This window comes from Bacteroides timonensis (genome assembly GCF_000513195.1).
In the GTDB taxonomy this organism is placed as follows: domain Bacteria; phylum Bacteroidota; class Bacteroidia; order Bacteroidales; family Bacteroidaceae; genus Bacteroides; species Bacteroides timonensis.
This window is the reverse complement of record NZ_CBVI010000102.1, coordinates 24,515-42,116: the sequence shown is the minus strand read 5'-3', so window position 1 is coordinate 42,116 and position 17,602 is coordinate 24,515. Positions and strand designations below refer to the sequence as shown.

The following is a 17,602-nucleotide window of genomic DNA, read 5'->3' as shown; positions in this document are numbered from 1 at the left end:
AGATATATTAATATCCGAAGATATCTTCCTGTTTCAGTTCAATTACCGGACCTACTTTTTTCAAAGCATTTATATCCAGCTCTTTTTTGTCACCAAGGATACAGTATGTATAGGTGCGTCCCTTGATCCATTTATTCTGGTAGTCGATAACATCCTGTAACGTCATGTTCTGCACATCGTTGTACAGCTTGATACGGCTGTCTACATTCTGTCCCAGATATTGAGCGCTGATATAATCCCAGATAACATCCATCTTGATGGTGCGGTCGGTACGCATGCGGGCAATCATGCCGTCTTTAGCCAGTTTGAAGGCTGCTTCTGATTCAGGCATATTGTTGATGATGTCATTGAATGTATTGATGGCATCTATCATCTTGTCATTCTGCGTAGCAATCTGGGTGCGGAGAGTATAAGGATCTGTCAGATAACTTGGCTTCAACATACCGGCCCATGCCGAGTAAGCCAAACCGCGGCTTTCGCGCATTTCCTGGAATACGATGGAATTCATGCCGCCACCGAAATATTCGTTATACAGTTGACGACCGGATTCAGCAGCAGGATCAAATTTCTCTCCCTTGTTGGAGATTTGCGACATATAGATTTGTTTAGCATCATACGGAGCAATGAAAATTTTCGTTTCCGGCGTCAATAGTGCTTCAAAGTTATTTCCTTCAGGAATTTCTTTCAAAGCTTCCGGTGCCTGATGCTCTTTATTAATGATGGCAAGCAGGTCATCCTGGTTGCTTGGTCCATAGTAAAGAATACGGTGCTTGAAGCTGCTCAGCTGTTTGATACGGTCCACAAGCTGTTGCGGATCCATAGAAGTCAGCTCAGCTTCGGTCAGCAGATTGGTTGCCGGAGATTTCGGACCATAAGTGGCATAAGACACCAGGCGCGAGAAGTTTTGCATCTGATTCAGCTTAGCGTCCTTGCGGGATTTCAGAATATCGTTAGCCATATTTGCATAAGCCTCTTTATTAACCTGGGCATTTGCCAACAGTTTTTCGAAGAGAGCCATGGCAGCAGGCATATTTTCGTTGAGGCCGGAGAGTACGACATAAGTACGTTTGCTACCCGGAGATACAAAGAATGAGCACGCAAGACGATAGAATTCGCTCTTAACCTCTTCCGGAGTCATGTCGGCAGTACCGAGGTATTCCAGATATTGGGCAGCGGTACCGAGTGCCTTGTCATTGTTGTTACCCATATCAAAGAGGTAAATCAACTGGAAAATATCATTCGTTGTATTCTGTTTGTAAAGTACAGGAATATCCGATTTTGCTTTCAGTTGGGTAAGATCTTTGGAATAGTCCAGGAATACCGGTTCGATAGGAGTCACTACGCTTGCCTGTATTTCTTTCAAGAAGGTACTGGCAGTGTCACGATTCATCACAATAGGAGTGATTTCGGGTTTCGGCATCTTCTTTTCATTCGGGTCTTTACCTTGTCTTTTGTAGATAACGGCATAGTTATCATCTTTCAGATATTTGTTGGCAAAGGCTACGATGTCATTCTTGGTCAGCTTTGACATACGGTCGAGGGAGGTTACTTCGTCTGCCCAGTCGCTGCCGTTTACGAATGACTCAACGAACATGTCGGCACGTGCGTCATTGTTTTCCAACTGCTGCATCTGATACAGTTTGAAGTTGTTGATATTGGCTTCCAGCATCTTTTCGTCGAAGTCGCCGTCGCGGAGTTTCTTCAGTTCACCCAGCATGAGGTCTTTCACTTCGTCCAGAGTCTGTCCTTGTTTGGGGCGTCCCTGCATCAACAGTGCACTGTAATCGCTCATGGTCATAGGATAGCAATAAGAGCTTAACGTCTTCTGCTGTTGTGTCAGGTCAAGGTCGAACAGACCGGCTTGTCCGTTATAGAGTATCTGGGAAACTACTTGTAAAGTTTCCACATCTTTGTCGGCTGCTCCGGGGAAGCGCCATGCAAGAGCAACGCTTTCGGCATCCGGGCCGATAACTTCACGTACAACAGGTGTTGTAATCGGGGTCTCTTTCGGCAGGTCCAGTTTCGGCAGATCAGTATTCGGTTTCAAACCACCAAAATATTTATCAATGGTTGCAATCATCTGGTCGGGATCGAAATCACCGGAAAGGCAGATAGCCATGTTGTTGGGCACATACCATTTCTTATAATATTCTTTGATGTTGGTGATGGAAGGATTCTTCAGGTCTTCCTGAGTTCCAAGTACGGTTTGTGTTCCATACGGATGGTGTGGGAAAAGAGAAGAAAGCACTGCTTCGTAAACTTTGCGCGGGTCGCGGGTCAGCGACATGTTCTTTTCTTCGTAAACCGTTTCCAACTCAGTGTGGAAACCGCGGATTACGCAATTCTCAAAACGTTCTGCCTGAATTTTTGCCCAGTTGTCAATCTGATTGCTGGGGATGTCTTCCGTGTAGCAAGTAACGTCGAAACTGGTGTAGGCATTTGTACCGTTGGCACCGATGGCAGCCATCAGTTTGTCATATTCGTTGGGGATGGCATATTTGGACGCTTCGTAGGAGATACTGTCAATTCTTGCATAAATGGCTTTACGTTCAAGGCTGTCCGTAGTCTTGCGATAAACTTCGAATTGTTCTTCGATCTGGTCCAGCAAAGGCTTTTCAATTTCATAGTTCTGAGTACCGAAGTTTGTGGTACCTTTAAACATCAGGTGCTCGAAATAGTGAGCCAATCCGGTCGTTTCTGCGGGGTCGTTTTTACCACCTACACGTACTGCGATGTACGTTTGTATGCGCGGAGTTTCCTTGTTTACAGTCATGTAGACTTTCAGACCGTTGTCCAGAGTGTAGATACGCGCTTTCAGCGGATCGTTGGGTACTGTTTCGTAGCTGTACTTCGACGTACAACTACCTAAGCTTATCGCTACCAGTAGGATAAACGTTAAACCAATTTGTCGGAATAGTTTGTTCATAAGCTGACTTATTAGATTGATAACTGCAAAAATATGCGTTTTTTTCATACCTTTGCACTCAAAAAGTAAATATTTTAAATAAGAAGGTTTATTTTCATAGATTATGATTACCATAGAACAACTGAAAAGCATTAAAGAGCGCACCGAGGCACTCTACCGCTATCTGGACATCGAAGGAAAGAAGATCCAGGTAGAAGAAGAACAGTTGCGCACGCAGGCTCCGGGTTTTTGGGATGACCAGAAGACGGCTGAGGCACAAATGAAGAAGGTGAAAGGTTTGCAACAGTGGATAGCCGGTTATAATGAAATAAAGACATTATCGGATGAATTGCAATTGGCCTTTGACTTCTATAAGGACGAACTTGTAACCGAGGAAGAGATAGATGAAGCTTATGCCAAAGCTTCCGTTGCCATTGATGAGCTTGAACTGAAAAATATGCTTCGTGATGAAGCTGACCAGATGGACTGTGTGTTGAAAATCAACTCCGGTGCCGGTGGCACGGAAAGCCAGGACTGGGCAAGCATGTTGATGCGTATGTATTTGCGCTATGCCGAAACCAATGGCTACAAGGCTGTCATTTCTAACTTGCAGGAAGGGGATGAAGCCGGTATCAAAACCTGTACTATCGAGATTTCAGGTGATTATGCCTATGGCTATCTGAAAGGGGAGAATGGTGTGCATCGCCTGGTGCGTGTATCTCCTTACAATGCGCAGGGCAAGCGTATGACTTCTTTTGCTTCTGTTTTTGTAACTCCGCTGGTTGATGATACCATTGAGGTAAACATCAATGTCGCCAATATCTCCTGGGATACTTTCCGTTCCAGTGGTGCCGGTGGGCAGAATGTGAACAAGGTGGAATCCGGAGTTCGTCTGCGTTATCAGTTCAAAGACCCGTATACGGGCGAGGAAGAGGAAATCCTGATTGAAAATACGGAAACCCGCGACCAACCCAAGAATCGCGAGAATGCAATGCGCCAGTTACGTTCCATTCTGTATGATAAGGAACTTCAGCACCGCATGGCCGAACAAGCCAAGGTGGAAGCCGGAAAGAAGAAAATCGAATGGGGTTCGCAGATACGAAGCTATGTATTTGATGACCGCCGCGTAAAAGACCACCGAACCAACTTCCAGACTTCGGATGTCAACGGAGTGATGGATGGCAAGATAGATGGCTTCATCAAAGCGTATCTGATGGAATTTGCGGGACAAGAGGAATAAATTTTATTTCCATATAAAGAGAATGGGTGTCACTTGATGGATGAAAGTGATGCCCATTCTTTGTTTTCAATAGCGTGAAGGGAAAGCTATATTGTTCTTTGTAAAAGACGTATTTCCTAAAGAAACGTCTTTTGCAAAGAACACTTTTCTCACAAAAACGTATTCTTTAAAAAACATTTTGTTTGTTTTCTATTCTTATCATGCTATACAATTCTGAATTATTCTTTTCTAAACAGTGATGAAAAGAAAGAAAACAGGTTCCTCTTCTCGGCTTTTGACTGTCCCCGACTTCTTATGGAACAAAATGTATTTCTCGTATCATCAAATCCGAAGATAACATCGGATTCTTTTTTGATTTTGGGAATAGCAATGAATTGCAATTCTTTGTAATTCTTGATATTATCTATCGGAATCCAACATTCCTGTTCCGGCTCCCAATAAGTGACATCATCTAGCGTTTCTTTTTTTATATCCAGATTTGCTGATATGTCATACTGCCCGTCTGTACTTTTCATCAGGATATATGCTTCGACTAATTCGTGTGTTACGCTGTCGTAATTTAATATTGGCTTTTGCCAGGTTTCATCTATCTCCTCAGAGTCTTCTTCATCTAATGCGAATACCCAGATTGGATTTTCCTGCATATCTTGCAAGGTCACTTCATCTATGGGTTTGGGCTTCCCATAGGTAATTTCAATAGAATATACATTATTGTTGTTTACTCCTTTCGTATCGACTTCTTTCATTTTTTGTTTTTATGTTGACATTCTTGCTCTCATTCCGGTTGAATATGCTTTAGTATCTCTCTGACTTTTGCTTTTATGTCTGATTCTGTCGTAAAAGCTTTCGGGTCAGGCTTGTGGTCTTCGCTAAATTCAGAATATCGTCCGGCTATTGTGCTCAATTCATCAAGCCATTTCTTTTCATTTAGATCTGCTCCGTCCTTATAGTCGCCAATATCATACCATTCATAGATTTTGTTGCAAAAGTCCATCGTGTTGACTTTGTCACAAGAATACTCTTCCAAAAGATTACGCATGGCGGTTTTCCGGCGATCATGCGTGTCTTTATCTATATTGGGCTGCTCTAACAATAGAAGCAATGCTTCTCTGACTTTGCTGAAACTCATGATGCCTTCAAGATATTCGTCACGACACTCGTCTATATAATAGATTGATGTTAGTTCTTTTTGAGTAAATTCCACTTCATTAGTCAATCCCCATAGTGTGTCTATCACAAATATAACGTTCGTAATGGAAGATAAATCATATTGCTTCAAATAGAAAAAAAATAAGTTACCAGAAATTTTTAGAGACAAAATTTGTCTTTTATAAATTTCATCCATTAAAAGCTCTTGGATACGTTCTTTCGTATGAGCCCATGATAATTCAATAATGAAATAATCGGTTACATCTATTTCATTATTTAGAATATAGTTATCAGCCCAAGAAGTAATGATAGAGATGTCTATAAAGTCATACTCAAGTGCAATATTAAACAATATAATATTTTTATCAATTGTCTTTTCCATATTGGGTTCTTAAAATTGGAACCTTGTTTTATGTTATTCTCCGTCCATCCGTCGCAGCGAATGAAGAACATCCGCTGCGGCGGAAATTTATTCAAAGTAAAACTTGTCAATAAAATGTTCTAATATCCATCCTTCTTCTGTTGGCTCATAATTCTCATCAAAATGCAATGCGACTTCATCACTTGCCAATTCACGGATTTCATATGCTGTATCTTCATCTAAATAGAGTTTTATAGAATCTGTTGAATTGAAGAATTTGATTTTATTTATTAAATTCTCATGTCCTTTTAAAAGAGAATGTATAAGATAGTCATACTCTTTTTTAGATAATGTCACTTCTTTAATCATTTGTTACCTCCTAATTTTTTTACATCTTTTGTATGAGTACCGTGTACGGTTATGATTCTCTCACGTTGTAGGATTTGCTTGATATACATTGTAGGATGTTCATTATTCCAAATCGAGCCTTCCTATATTTCCATCCTGAATAATTCCATTATCAAATATGGTTTCATATCCCTCCCCTTTATTCCCTAACAGGTTGCATCCTTCCAATAGTATGTTGTTAGAGAAATGAATCGTATCCTCGAATTGGCAGTCGAAGAAATTCAGAAAGCCGTGGAATATATTCTCTTTCATTATATATTTTTTTTTGTTATGTCCTCCGGCTTCGAATGTTGTTCCTTGCGTGATTATATTATTCATAAACTCTAGTCCATCTATGAACCAACAGTAGGAAAGCTTGACCTCCCGAATGACGCAATCATGAATGATTACTTCTGAATAAAAGTGAAAGGCTGATAGGTCGAGCGTATCAATAATGGATTGTTTAATCGACAAACTTGAATACAAGTCATAGTTCCGGGTATCAATGATTGCATTAGGTTCTCTTTTAAGAAAATCTAAATCCACTACTTCTATTTGTTTGTTCTCTATTCTCATCATGCTATACAATTCTGAATTATTCTTTTCTAAACAGTGATGAAAAGAAAGAAAACAGATTCCTTTTCTCGGCTTTTGACTGTCCCCGACTTTTTATGGAACAAAATGTATTTCTCGTATCGTCAAATTCGAAGATAACATCGGATTCTTTCTCGATTTTGGGAATAGCAATGAATTTCAATCCTTTGTAATTCTTGATGTTGTCTATCGGAATCCAACATTCCTGTTCCGGCTCCCAGTAAGTGACATCATCTAGCGTTTCTTTTTTTATATCCAGATTTGCTGATATGTCATACTGCCCGTCTGTACTTTTCATCAGGATATACGCTTCGACTAATTCGTGTGTTACGTTGTCGTAATTTAATATTGGCTTTTGCCAGGTCTCATCTATCTCCTCAGAGTCTTCTTCATCTAATGCGAATACCCAGATTGGATTTTCCTGCATATCTTGCAAGGTCACTTCATCTATGGGTTTGGGCTTTCCATAGGTAATTTCAATAGAATATACGTTATTATAACTTATACCTTTTAAACCAGATGCTTTCATCTTTTGTTGCGTTTTTATTCCTATAATAATGAGAGGCTCCTTACATCCTTTAGTACCAAAAAAGTATTCCGAACGATTGATAAAATCATCAGATTGGGTAGAAAAGCTTAATAGTTTGTATGCGGGGGTTGCTCCAATGATTTCATCATAGCTGCCACAGCATTCTCTTTTATTTAAAAATCTAGTCTTCCGGTGTATGTAGTCTAATTTGTAAATTTCATGTGGCATGAAAAAGTAGTACCCGGCAGAATCTGCAAGTTTTGTAAAAGTAATATTGGAGTATTTGTTTTCTTTGCAAAACTCTTTGAATTTCTCTGTAACAATATAATAGCCGTCGTACGTGAGCAATATATCAGCTCTCTTTTTAGCGACTTTATAATGAATATCAGGTATCTTTTCTAATGTATTATGGCAGACCGGGCATATGCCCGGTCTGTTTTCATTATCATACATATATTCTGTATCTGGTACAGATATTATTTTAGCTACCACGGTCTCCATTGCTTCATCATTTTATTATTTCTGTAAAAATCGAATTTCGGATCCCAATATTTCAATGGATGTTTGTTGTAAAAACCTTTTAAAGCATCAATCCGTTGTTGTCTATCGAAATTTCTTTGTATGTCTTTTCCTGAATTCCCTCTTTGGGGGCGCATATGATTCCCATTCATGTCTTTCTGTTCTTTTAGATAATCGTTCATATCTTTATGTAATTGTTTATGACGAGATTTGCTCATAGGAGTTAAATCCTGTTTAGGATCTCCACCCATGAATTTAGGATCTGAATGATGCCCTTCGGTAGGTTCTCCATTCCAAGGACTAATTTTATTTTGTCTGGCAGTTTGGTATCCTTTGGCAGTGCCATTCATTATGCCAGACATTAATCCTAATGCAGCACTTTGGCCTCCTTGCTTTAATGCTTCTCCAAGATCAGCACCTGAACCTAAGGCCATAGCCGTACCTAAACCAAAACCTGTAGCAGAGTTTAATGTTCCTTGTGTCAAAACCTCTTTTAGTATAGGACTCGCAATACCTTCTGTTAATTTGCTAATTGGTTTCGCTAAATAGCTACCTAAATTTCCCCCTAGATAAGAAGTTGCTCCTCCCATTATACCTGAACTGCCAACCTGCATCCAATCTATGTTACCCCAACCATTGTTGAATCCTTGATTGACAATGCTATTTGTTGCTCCTAATACCGCCGCTCCGGCAATTGGTCCTGCATAGATGGTTACAAATCCAGAAGCCGCTCCTGTCCCAAAGAGGGCGAATCCTTGTCCTACACTATGTATATTACCTTGTACGGCATTAACTATTACATTGAATATACCACCGATAGCAGCAGCGATTAAATCATCTATAAGGAACCATTCACCATTTTGGTCTACATATATTAGCGGATTATTTAAACAATAGCTGTAACGATTGAAATTCTGACTGAAATCCGGGTTCTGTACATAAGGGTCAGGGCTTAGGAAACGTCCTAATGCCGGGTCGTATAGTCGGGCATTCATATTAATCAAACCAAAGACCGCAAGATGCTCGTGCCCGGTATATCCTCTGCCTAAAAAAAGTTCCGGTTCGCTACCTGCTGCATAAAGGGTATGTGTGGCCGGATTGCGAAGTTTCCCCCAAGCGTCATAACTCAATTCCTGTACAATATTACCGGAAGCATCTGTGATTTGTGTAATACTGCCCAGATAGTCGCGACAAAGATAATAAATATTCCATGCTCCGCTGCCATTTTTTACTAAAACAGCCTGGGCGGAATATGCGTCACCACCTACATAAAGTTTTTCTTTAGTATTGTTAGCAGTTTTGTCCAGTTCATATTTGTTCCCTACATAATATCGGGTCAATTTTTCAGCAGTACCTTGCTTTAATAACATCTTGACGCGATCAGCATCTCCATTGTAGGTGAACGTAGCCGTATATCCATTTTCTGTAATGGATGCAGGGCGTAGCATAGCATTGTATGCTATCGTCTGGTTACGCAAGGGTATGGCGTTGCCTGAAGGAGTTACTGTTTCAATTGCATAGGGCTTGCTTGCACTATATTCAAACTTGCCTATACCACTTGAATTCGTGATATTTCCTTTGATGTCATAAGTTACCGCCTGATTGGCAAAGGCTGTCAGACGATTTAGGTTGTCATATCCGAAATTTTCTTTCAAGTTTCGTTTTGCATCCGACCTCCAGTCCAAATTGCCGGTCGTTGCAATAAAACTGCATCCGAAGTTTTGTATGAAAGTCGTATTTTTTTTAGCGATGATAGATGTTACCCTTCCATCAGTGTCATACGTTTGAGTACGGCTTAATGTTCCCGTGGTATAAGCGGTCGGTAGTCCTTGACTGTTTTCTCCGGTCAGTTTCCAAATAGAGATAGAATCGTTGAGTTTGATTTCGAATAGATTCCCATTCGTATATTTGAAATGCTCTGTTGTGATATTGCCGGATTGTGACAGATAGTTTATAGAGGAAACATTGCCGTTGTTATAAAGATAACTCTTCTGTAACCACTTCCCATCGACTATTGCCTCTTTTTCCACAGATAAGCGGAATAGATCATCATATGTATAAGTCTTGGATGTTCCATTATTGCTCTGTTCGGATACAATCATGCCATCTGCATTATAAGTATAGTTGGTAGTCAGTTCACCCACATATTCAAGTTTTGTCAAACGGTTGTATGTATCGTATGTCATGCGGGTGACTTTGCTATTGGCGTCAGTCTTGGTACTGACATTACCTGCCGCATCATAAGCGAATGTGGTACTTCCTGCACTGGGGTCTGTCAGCTTGTTTTGTCGCCCGTATGTGTCGTAACCAAAAGAGGTGGTGACATTGCCCGGAGCGACAATTGAAGATAATTGCCCGTCAGGACGATAGTTATAGGTAACGGAACCACTTGCATCCTCAACTTTTGTCAAGTCTCCCATTGCATTGTATGTCCTTTGGGTCGATATGCCATTGATTACACTTGTTGTTGTCAGGCCACTGTAAGAATAAGTGTCTTGTTTGGCTGTGTTGTAAGTTATCTTAGTGATTCTGTCATAATTATCGTAACTATAGGTTTGCCATAAATTCGGAGTCCCTTTACAAGGATATGAAGTCTTGGATATCCGTCCTTTGTTGTCATATTGGGTGTCTACATACAGGTATTGTCCGTCTAAGCATTTCTCTCCGGCTCTGACTTCACGGTTAAGAGCGTCCAAATATGTTTGCGTGTCTGGTTGTCCGGTGGTACTCTCATTGATAACCAATAAAGCATTTTCGGGAGAGGAAGTCCAAACAGCTGTACTGGTTGCAATGGTTCCGTCAGCATAGGTCGTTTTTATTCTCCTGCCCCACGGGTCGTAGGCAAAAGTAGTCTTTTGTTTTTTGTGATTTTGAATTGCGCTTAATAATCCTCTATAATTATAACTATATGTCTCTTTTAAGCCGAGCGGGTTAGTTTTACCGCTAAGTTCCCCATTTGGGTTATATTCATACCCGACAATTTGTTCATTGGGAGAAGAGTAGTATTTGGTTCTGGTCCTTATCAATTGATTAGCTGTATTATACTCAAATCTTTCTTCTTTTATCTTATTTATATTTGCTGCATAATACATCTTTGAAATAGGGAAATATCGGGTATTATACATTATTACTGTACGACCCGCATATGTTCCTCCGTTGCGTGTGGTTATTGTTTGTTCAGTAAGTGGCAGTCCTAATATATATATAGAATCATTTGTAATATTTTGGTAGGTGTTATTCTTTGTTGCGGAAAGTCCATTGCCATAATTGATTATTTCTTGAGTAATATTGCCGTATGTATCATATTTGTATTGCCCTGTTGTTGACAGGTCTCTGGACTTGTCGGTTGTCGTTTTCTGTGTAAGTAATATATTTGTGATTTTGTTTGATGCAGTAGAAATACTATATGTGTATTTATTTGATAATCCGTCAGAATCATCTTCTATCAGGACAGAAAAACGAAGAGGGTCAAATGTTTGCGAACTATACTTGCCGGTAACATTATCATAAATATGTATTTCTTCAAATCCTTTGAAGCCAAGCCCTTGTTTGTGAATAATTGCATTAGTGTATGAATAGTTAAGGTCGTGTAGTAAAGTTCCATTGTTATAAGCCACCAGCTTTGAGCACACTGTTAATCCTCCTTGAAAATTTTGATAAGGAAACTCTGCGCCTGCCCCGGGAGTGTATAGAGGGGTGGTTTCATCGTTCAGTTGTTGATAACCGGCTTTAGTTATAACGCCGTAACTATTGATGAATCCTGTCAATAATCTATTTTTGGAATCATCGTTCCTATAAGATAATCTGGATGCGATGCCACCTGTCCTTAAACTGATAAGATTGCTGTAATAATTACGGCTTTGTATATTTGTCGGAATTAAAACTGTCTCTTTGGGTACAGTTGTGCTGTTTGAGCCTTTAAAAGTTTGATTCGAGATAAAATACGTTACCAGTGATACATTGCTGGAACTACCGTATGTTTCGACTAAATCCGTTTGCCCGTCTAAATTCATATCTTGCAGTATGAATTTAGATGTTTCAATTTTTGATGTGATAGAAATATCCTTTCTGTCCCAGAGCCCATTGCCTCTTGAGGAAAAGATGCTCCAGGTTGAACCGTTGTTTTTCAATGGCGAAAGGATGAAATCAGATTTACCATCTCCGTTAAATTCACCCAATAAGAGTTCCCTGTCGCGTAGCATCGAATTGTTCAGTTGACTGTCAGTCGTAATGGCACTGCAACTACTGATATCTGAGCCTGTACCGTAGAATGAAAAGATAGTAGTTCCACTGTCATTTATTAAGCATAAATCTGTTTTTCCATCTCCATCATAGTCTATGGTATATAATTTATTGGAACGAGCGTATGCTTCTTCACCGCTTATGTTTTTGTCTTGATAAGCAGGGAATGCCAGCCAAAATGAAAAAGGACTGCCTTCATATAATATTTTATTGTTCTCTAAGTCTATTATATAGCATTTGCTTGGTGCCCCTTTGTCCATTGCATTGTATGCTGAGACGACCAACACCTCCATCTTTCCATCTCCGTTAAAGTCTCCTGTAAAGTAATATTTAGGATTGATACTCTTGGTTCCTCTATGGTCTAATAGGGTGTTGAAACTGTAGGAGCGTGTATATTTTTTAGCTATTCCGGAATATGGATTGCTTGTATATACGTGAAAATCGATCTTGTCCGCATCGCCTGAGACGTAGTTATTGACTTTCACGATTTCTTCTCCATCAAACTTATCTAAATCCATGCAGAATATATCGACAAAGCCTGCTTCTGTTTTCAATTCAGGATTATACATGGCAAGGTCACCGCTAAGTCCGGTAGCTACGATGATAGTTTCGTCTCCCGTATATTGGTTTTCAAAATAATTGCGTGAATGATGAAATGTACCGGATTTTCTGTAATATTCTACATAAGAAGCTTTGTTAGGCAACATGATGATACCGTCATTTTCCGTGCCATAATCAAATTTGCCTTTAGTGGTGCGTACTTGATTTGCTTCCTCGAAATTATACCAGTGCATTAACTGGGTCTCTCTTTTGTCGAAAGATTTGACTTGCTTGTTGTCTCCGTAGTAAAATTTCAGGGGATTTAAAGATTTGCCGGATGCGGTGCAGGATATTTGCGAAATGAGTGACACATATCCGCTCGCTGTGTATGTTAATGAGTATGTTCTTATTGCAGAACCGTATAGGTTGGTGGTGATAGATGAGAGCTGATAATCGTAAGTGATTTCTTTTCCGGCATTAAATATCCTTTGTGTTTCGGATGGGCGTGAAGTATACAGGAATGATATCCACGCTTGTTTGCTCTTACCATAAGTTATTTTTTCTATTCTGTAGTGATTGCCGATTTTAGTATAGGTGTAATTGATTACTGCTCCCGATTTATCAGTCATTTGTGATATATGGTAGTTTATTTGGTCGTAGATACTGTATATTGCCCGTCTTCCGTCAGGGAAAACTACTTCAAAACTGGCAATGTCTGCTGTTCCTGCGAACTTGCCATATGCCTTGATGTTACCTTGTTCCGTCTGATATACCAGTTGCATACCTGATAAGCCGGTTAGAATCAGCCTTTGCCCGTCAATATAGAATACTGTAGTAAGGTAGTTCCCGATATTTGTTCCGCTTGTTTGGTTGTCATAATACATCAACTTATTCCCTTTGGATATGACAGATGTTCCGGCAATATTCCACCCCCAGCCTAATGGACCATTACCGGATAAACTATTATAAGTTAATGAAATTTGCGGTGTGAAGCCATCAGGGCTTTGGTATGCTTCTATGGGTACGTTGATGGTCATTGCGCCTGTAGGCGAAACGGTAGAGTTACATGGCATTTCACCTACATCCTTAGTTTTATCAATAGAATAAGAGGTCGGAATGTGTGGGTGAAGTTCACTTCCTGCTATTCTGGTTGTCGCTTGTCGTAATTTAGGTGTTTCAGGAATGTTCCTAATATCGGTACTATCCATTGTTATACTAAAGCCTACACTGTCAATGGGGAGCCCGATAAGCTCTTTCATAGTGGTTTGGGCAGCGGTATTGCCGGAGAAGAATATTGTAGCCAAGATAATGGCTATTTTGAGTTTAATTTTGTCCATATCGTCTTATTGTTATTCTTTTATAATTTTCCAACTAGATACTTTATCTTCAATCTTAATTTGCATGATATAAATGCCATTGGGTTGTGCACTGAGATCAAAAGTTTGATTACTATCAGACAATTCCGTTTTCTCAATTAGTTTCCCAACAATATTATAAATACTAATTTGTCCGTTAACCTTGTTTTGTCCTGCAATCTTGATATTTAGAATCCCTTTTGTCGGATTAGGATAGATTTTTATTTCATGATTCAGCATTTCTTCGATATAGGGTGCTTGTTCATCCTCTTCCGAAAGTATACTTCTTGTGGATGATAAGACTATTTCCTTTTTTATACGGTTCCCGGCATTGTCATAAGTATACTTGATTTTGTTTTGCGCATGTACATAAGTTCCAACGCAACACACAAGTGCGATACATAGCAATTTCTTCATATAGGATATTATTGAAATTAATAAAGTATGAATTCTCCCCAAAATGAGTGCTCGCTGTTTGTCAACTCAATAGTGTATGTACCTTTCTTTGTAGGGCTAAACAGAAAGGAATAATATTGATTTTCGAACACGTTTATGATGTCTGAATAGGTAATCTCTCTTGATTCATCAAGTATGGTGACTTGCAAATCTTCAAAACAAACATCTGAATAAATATAGATAGTGTTACCATCATGAGAAAGGCTTGGGAGATATGGAATTGAACGCAAGTCCTCCCCTAAACTTCTTTCTATTACCTTAATGTCTTTTTGTTCCTGTAAGTTCCAATTTCCTTTATTTCCTGCAAAAGAAACGAATGACATAACGATACATGCCAATGTGATCAACTCTCTATTCATAATTTTTGTTGTTTAATGATTTTGGTCACGAATATAGGCTGAAACGGTGAAGATGGTTTAAACTTCTTGTACGGTTTTAGTACGGTTTTGCTCTTCAGCCATGAATAGAGGCACTTTTGCCCCTATAATGCTTGTATGAATTGATCCCATTTCTCAGGACTGCCTTGCCGTCCGTGAATCTTCTCGTATAGTTTCTTACGGGAAGAAGTCACAGCCTGTTTTGAACGCATGGTCAGGTTGGCAATGCCGGTGGCTGGTATTGAAATCTTGAGTAATAGGCATATGTGTAGTTCCTGCTTGCTTATTTGAGGGTAAAGTGCACAAAGTCGTTTAGAGAAGTCTTTGTATGCATAGTCTACTGCTGTTTGCAAAGCCGTCCAATCAGTGGTTCCTATTTTGGTATTATTCTTAGCGGCTTGATGGAAGAAGATATAAATGTCAGACTGCTTTAGGCTTGCTTCTGAAAGGGCTTGTTCTTTTTGTTCTGCCTCTATTTGTTTATTGGTGTTTTCAAACAACTCCTTTTGTGCCTCAATTAACTCTTGATGCAATTGGTCCTTTTCTGATTTAGCCGTTTGTAGTTGTAGTTTCAGATTATGAATGTGCTCTTCATTTTCCTCAATGAATTGGATGCTTTTTTTATATTGCCTTTCTTTTGCCTCTTCCAGTCTCCTTTGCCGCTCTTTCTTTTTTTCTTTCTTTCGTTTAGAATATTGAGAATAGGAAAAAATGCTTATTGTGGATAGCATGAGGATGAATATTAGAAACGTTACCTTCGCTTTTTGTTTAGTGTTTATGTCTTTGAGCTTTTTGTTTTCTTTTTCTTTTAGTTGATAATTGTACAATGATTGCATTTTACGTATGGTTTCGGTATCAGTACGCTTCTTTATAGAATCTGTATATGCCAAATACAGTTCAATATAGTCTAAGGCTTCTTTGTATTGATGCCTTTGTCTGCATATATTGCCTAAGCCTTCATAGCCTCCCTGCTTACTGTAATAATCGTCGAATTCCAATAACTTACGATAATAGTAAGCGGCGGAATCTAAATTACCTGTTTGAAAGTATAAATCGGCTGTTGTAGAGAAACGGGGAGCTAAATTCTTTGTCTTCTTTGCCTGTAGGGAAGCGCGTATCGCTTTTTCTGCTTCCGCGTACATTCCCAGTTGCGTATAAAGGCTGGTGAGTTCTCCGGAGATAACACCTGTCAGGTGAGCGTTTCCCCTATTCTGTGCCTGTTGGTATGCGTTTTCATAATAGAAGAGGGCGCTGTCGGCTTTGTTGCATCCTGTAAATGCGCGCCCGATGTCGCGCAAACTATATATTTGCCCGATAGTGTCATTCGATAAGATCTCATAATAATGGCTCTTTTTGAAAACGGATAACGCTTCATCGTATACTCTTTGGTATACATATAATGTCCCCATCTGACTGTAAATTCTGCTAATCAATTTATAGTCCTTGCTGTCTTGCGAAGCATGTTGCGCTTTCTGATAGTAATCCAAAGCCTGTGGTGCATCTCCTAAGTCCCTATAGACACGACCGGCATAGTAGTAGGTTTCCGGCAGATGTCTTTTTTCTTTCTTTTGTTCGTAATACTCTATTAGCTGGAGTATGCAGCTGTCTGAGGTGTGGGGAATATATGCCTTGTCTGTAGCTTTGATGCACAGCAATTGATAGTACATTTGTGTATGTCGGTTTTCTGCTCCCATTTTTTCTCTTATCGCAGATAGTGCGATCATTGCGCTGTCCGGATTTGTGCCGGAGAGGGAATCTATTAATACTAAGGTTTCGGGATAGGCTTGCTCCTTGCATCCACAAAAACAATGTAGCAAGATGATAGATAACAGATATATTTGTAGTAATGTCTTTTGTTTCATGACTTTTATGAATTATATCACAAATTTACATATTTATTTAAGGTGGGAAGCAAAAAACGGATAGTTTGTTTAAGGTAAAAGTACCATTTGACCTTGTTTTGCTTAGAGCGTCGAAAAACTACTACCTAGTAAATACTAAACTGCCCGTAAGTAGTTGGACACTTACTACGTAGTAGTTAACTAACTACCTATAGGTAGTTCAAGATACCTCTCTGCCATACCCGAACCGTATCTGAACCGCACTTGCTCCGTACCAACTCCGTACATTCTTCGCTCAGAGGTACCTCTAACCGAAGAACGTACGGAGCAAGTACGGCTCAGATACGGTTCGGGTATGGTTCAGATATTAGCTTGTTACAAATAAATTTCCTCTTTTCTTTTGGAATCTTCCCGAATTTCATGTTACTTTGTTATCAGTTGAACTTTAATACTAAGAACACATTATGGGAAAGAGTAAGAAAAAGGCTATGCATAGCCAGAAAGAAGAAGAACAAGCTAAGAAAGTGTTGTTGATTATTGGTGTATCTGCATTGATACTGGTGCTGGTGATGCTGATAGGATACTCGTTCTTAGGGAAATAACGAATAGATGTCGCAAGAAATAGAACGGAAATTCCTCGTGACGGGGGAGTACAAATCGAGGGCGTATGAACAAAGCCGTATTGTACAAGGTTATATCAGTAGTGCAAGAGGCCGGACCGTGCGGGTGCGCATCCGTAACGGAAAGGGATATCTTACGATAAAAGGTGCTTCCGATGCCTCGGGACTCAGCCGATATGAGTGGGAAAAAGAGATTCCATTGAATGAAGCGGAGGAACTGATGAAACTTTGTGAACCGGGTGTTATTGATAAAACTCGTTATCTGGTGCGTAGCGGACGGCATACGTTTGAGGTGGATGAGTTCTACGGTGAAAATGAAGGTCTGGTGGTTGCTGAAGTGGAACTGGCTTCGGAAGACGAGACTTTTGAAAAACCGGATTTTATAGGGCGGGAAGTAACAGGTGACGTCCGTTACTATAACTCGCAACTGATGAAGCATCCATATACCGCTTGGTAAGGCCTTAATACCCTGTCAACAAGAAGTTAA

General features: G+C 39.8%; 13 protein-coding genes. 3 read left to right on the top strand and 10 right to left on the bottom strand.

Translation table 11 applies throughout. The features are described from left to right. Window positions 1-7 precede the first annotated feature (7 nt). On the bottom strand, window positions 8-2,926 hold the full coding sequence (locus tag BN161_RS19185) for a M16 family metallopeptidase (protein ID WP_044269416.1): 2,919 nt from the start codon (window positions 2,924-2,926) through the stop codon (window positions 8-10). Between the two features lie 103 nt (window positions 2,927-3,029). On the opposite strand from BN161_RS19185, the gene prfB reads away from it, so the two are divergent. Beyond that, window positions 3,030-4,145, top strand: a complete 1,116-nt coding sequence (prfB, locus tag BN161_RS19180; protein ID WP_044269403.1) for a peptide chain release factor 2 — start codon at window positions 3,030-3,032, stop codon at window positions 4,143-4,145. A 218-nt stretch (window positions 4,146-4,363) separates the two neighbouring features. Here prfB and BN161_RS28175 read toward each other — a convergent pair whose 3' ends face one another. The 9 genes from BN161_RS28175 to BN161_RS19130 form a co-directional block, all read right to left on the bottom strand. Beyond that, the gene (locus tag BN161_RS28175) at window positions 4,364-4,891 is read right to left on the bottom strand and encodes a hypothetical protein (protein ID WP_052356336.1); all 528 of its coding nucleotides are present in this window, start codon (window positions 4,889-4,891) and stop codon (window positions 4,364-4,366) included. 29 nt (window positions 4,892-4,920) lie between these two features. Then, complete coding sequence (locus BN161_RS19170; protein ID WP_044269401.1) at window positions 4,921-5,676, bottom strand: hypothetical protein; 756 nt, start codon at window positions 5,674-5,676, stop codon at window positions 4,921-4,923. Window positions 5,677-5,763: 87 nt separating this feature from the next. Further along, on the bottom strand, window positions 5,764-6,024 hold the full coding sequence (locus BN161_RS19165; RefSeq protein WP_044269399.1) for a hypothetical protein: 261 nt from the start codon (window positions 6,022-6,024) through the stop codon (window positions 5,764-5,766). Window positions 6,025-6,126: 102 nt separating this feature from the next. Next, window positions 6,127-6,621, bottom strand: coding sequence for a hypothetical protein (locus tag BN161_RS19160; protein WP_044269398.1), 495 nt, complete (start codon window positions 6,619-6,621; stop codon window positions 6,127-6,129). A 16-nt stretch (window positions 6,622-6,637) separates the two neighbouring features. Beyond that, a complete protein-coding gene (locus tag BN161_RS28170; protein ID WP_052356335.1) occupies window positions 6,638-7,666 on the bottom strand; it encodes a hypothetical protein in 1,029 nt (342 codons plus the stop codon). Next, window positions 7,651-13,803: an RHS repeat-associated core domain-containing protein gene (locus BN161_RS19145; RefSeq protein WP_052356334.1), complete on the bottom strand. Its 6,153-nt coding sequence runs from the start codon at window positions 13,801-13,803 to the stop codon at window positions 7,651-7,653. Before BN161_RS19145 ends, BN161_RS28170 begins: the two co-directional genes overlap by 16 nt. 12 nt (window positions 13,804-13,815) lie before the next feature. Further along, window positions 13,816-14,238: a T9SS type A sorting domain-containing protein gene (locus BN161_RS19140; protein WP_044269397.1), complete on the bottom strand. Its 423-nt coding sequence runs from the start codon at window positions 14,236-14,238 to the stop codon at window positions 13,816-13,818. Window positions 14,239-14,255: 17 nt separating this feature from the next. After that, complete coding sequence (locus BN161_RS19135; protein WP_044269396.1) at window positions 14,256-14,636, bottom strand: DUF3244 domain-containing protein; 381 nt, start codon at window positions 14,634-14,636, stop codon at window positions 14,256-14,258. 122 nt (window positions 14,637-14,758) lie between these two features. Then, complete coding sequence (locus BN161_RS19130; protein WP_044269395.1) at window positions 14,759-16,516, bottom strand: tetratricopeptide repeat protein; 1,758 nt, start codon at window positions 16,514-16,516, stop codon at window positions 14,759-14,761. A gap of 443 nt (window positions 16,517-16,959) precedes the next feature. On the opposite strand from BN161_RS19130, the gene BN161_RS29930 reads away from it, so the two are divergent. Then, the gene (locus BN161_RS29930; RefSeq protein WP_167332554.1) at window positions 16,960-17,097 is read left to right on the top strand and encodes a hypothetical protein; all 138 of its coding nucleotides are present in this window, start codon (window positions 16,960-16,962) and stop codon (window positions 17,095-17,097) included. A 7-nt stretch (window positions 17,098-17,104) separates the two neighbouring features. Beyond that, a complete protein-coding gene (locus BN161_RS19125) occupies window positions 17,105-17,572 on the top strand; it encodes a CYTH domain-containing protein (protein WP_044269394.1) in 468 nt (155 codons plus the stop codon). Window positions 17,573-17,602: the final 30 nt, after the last annotated feature.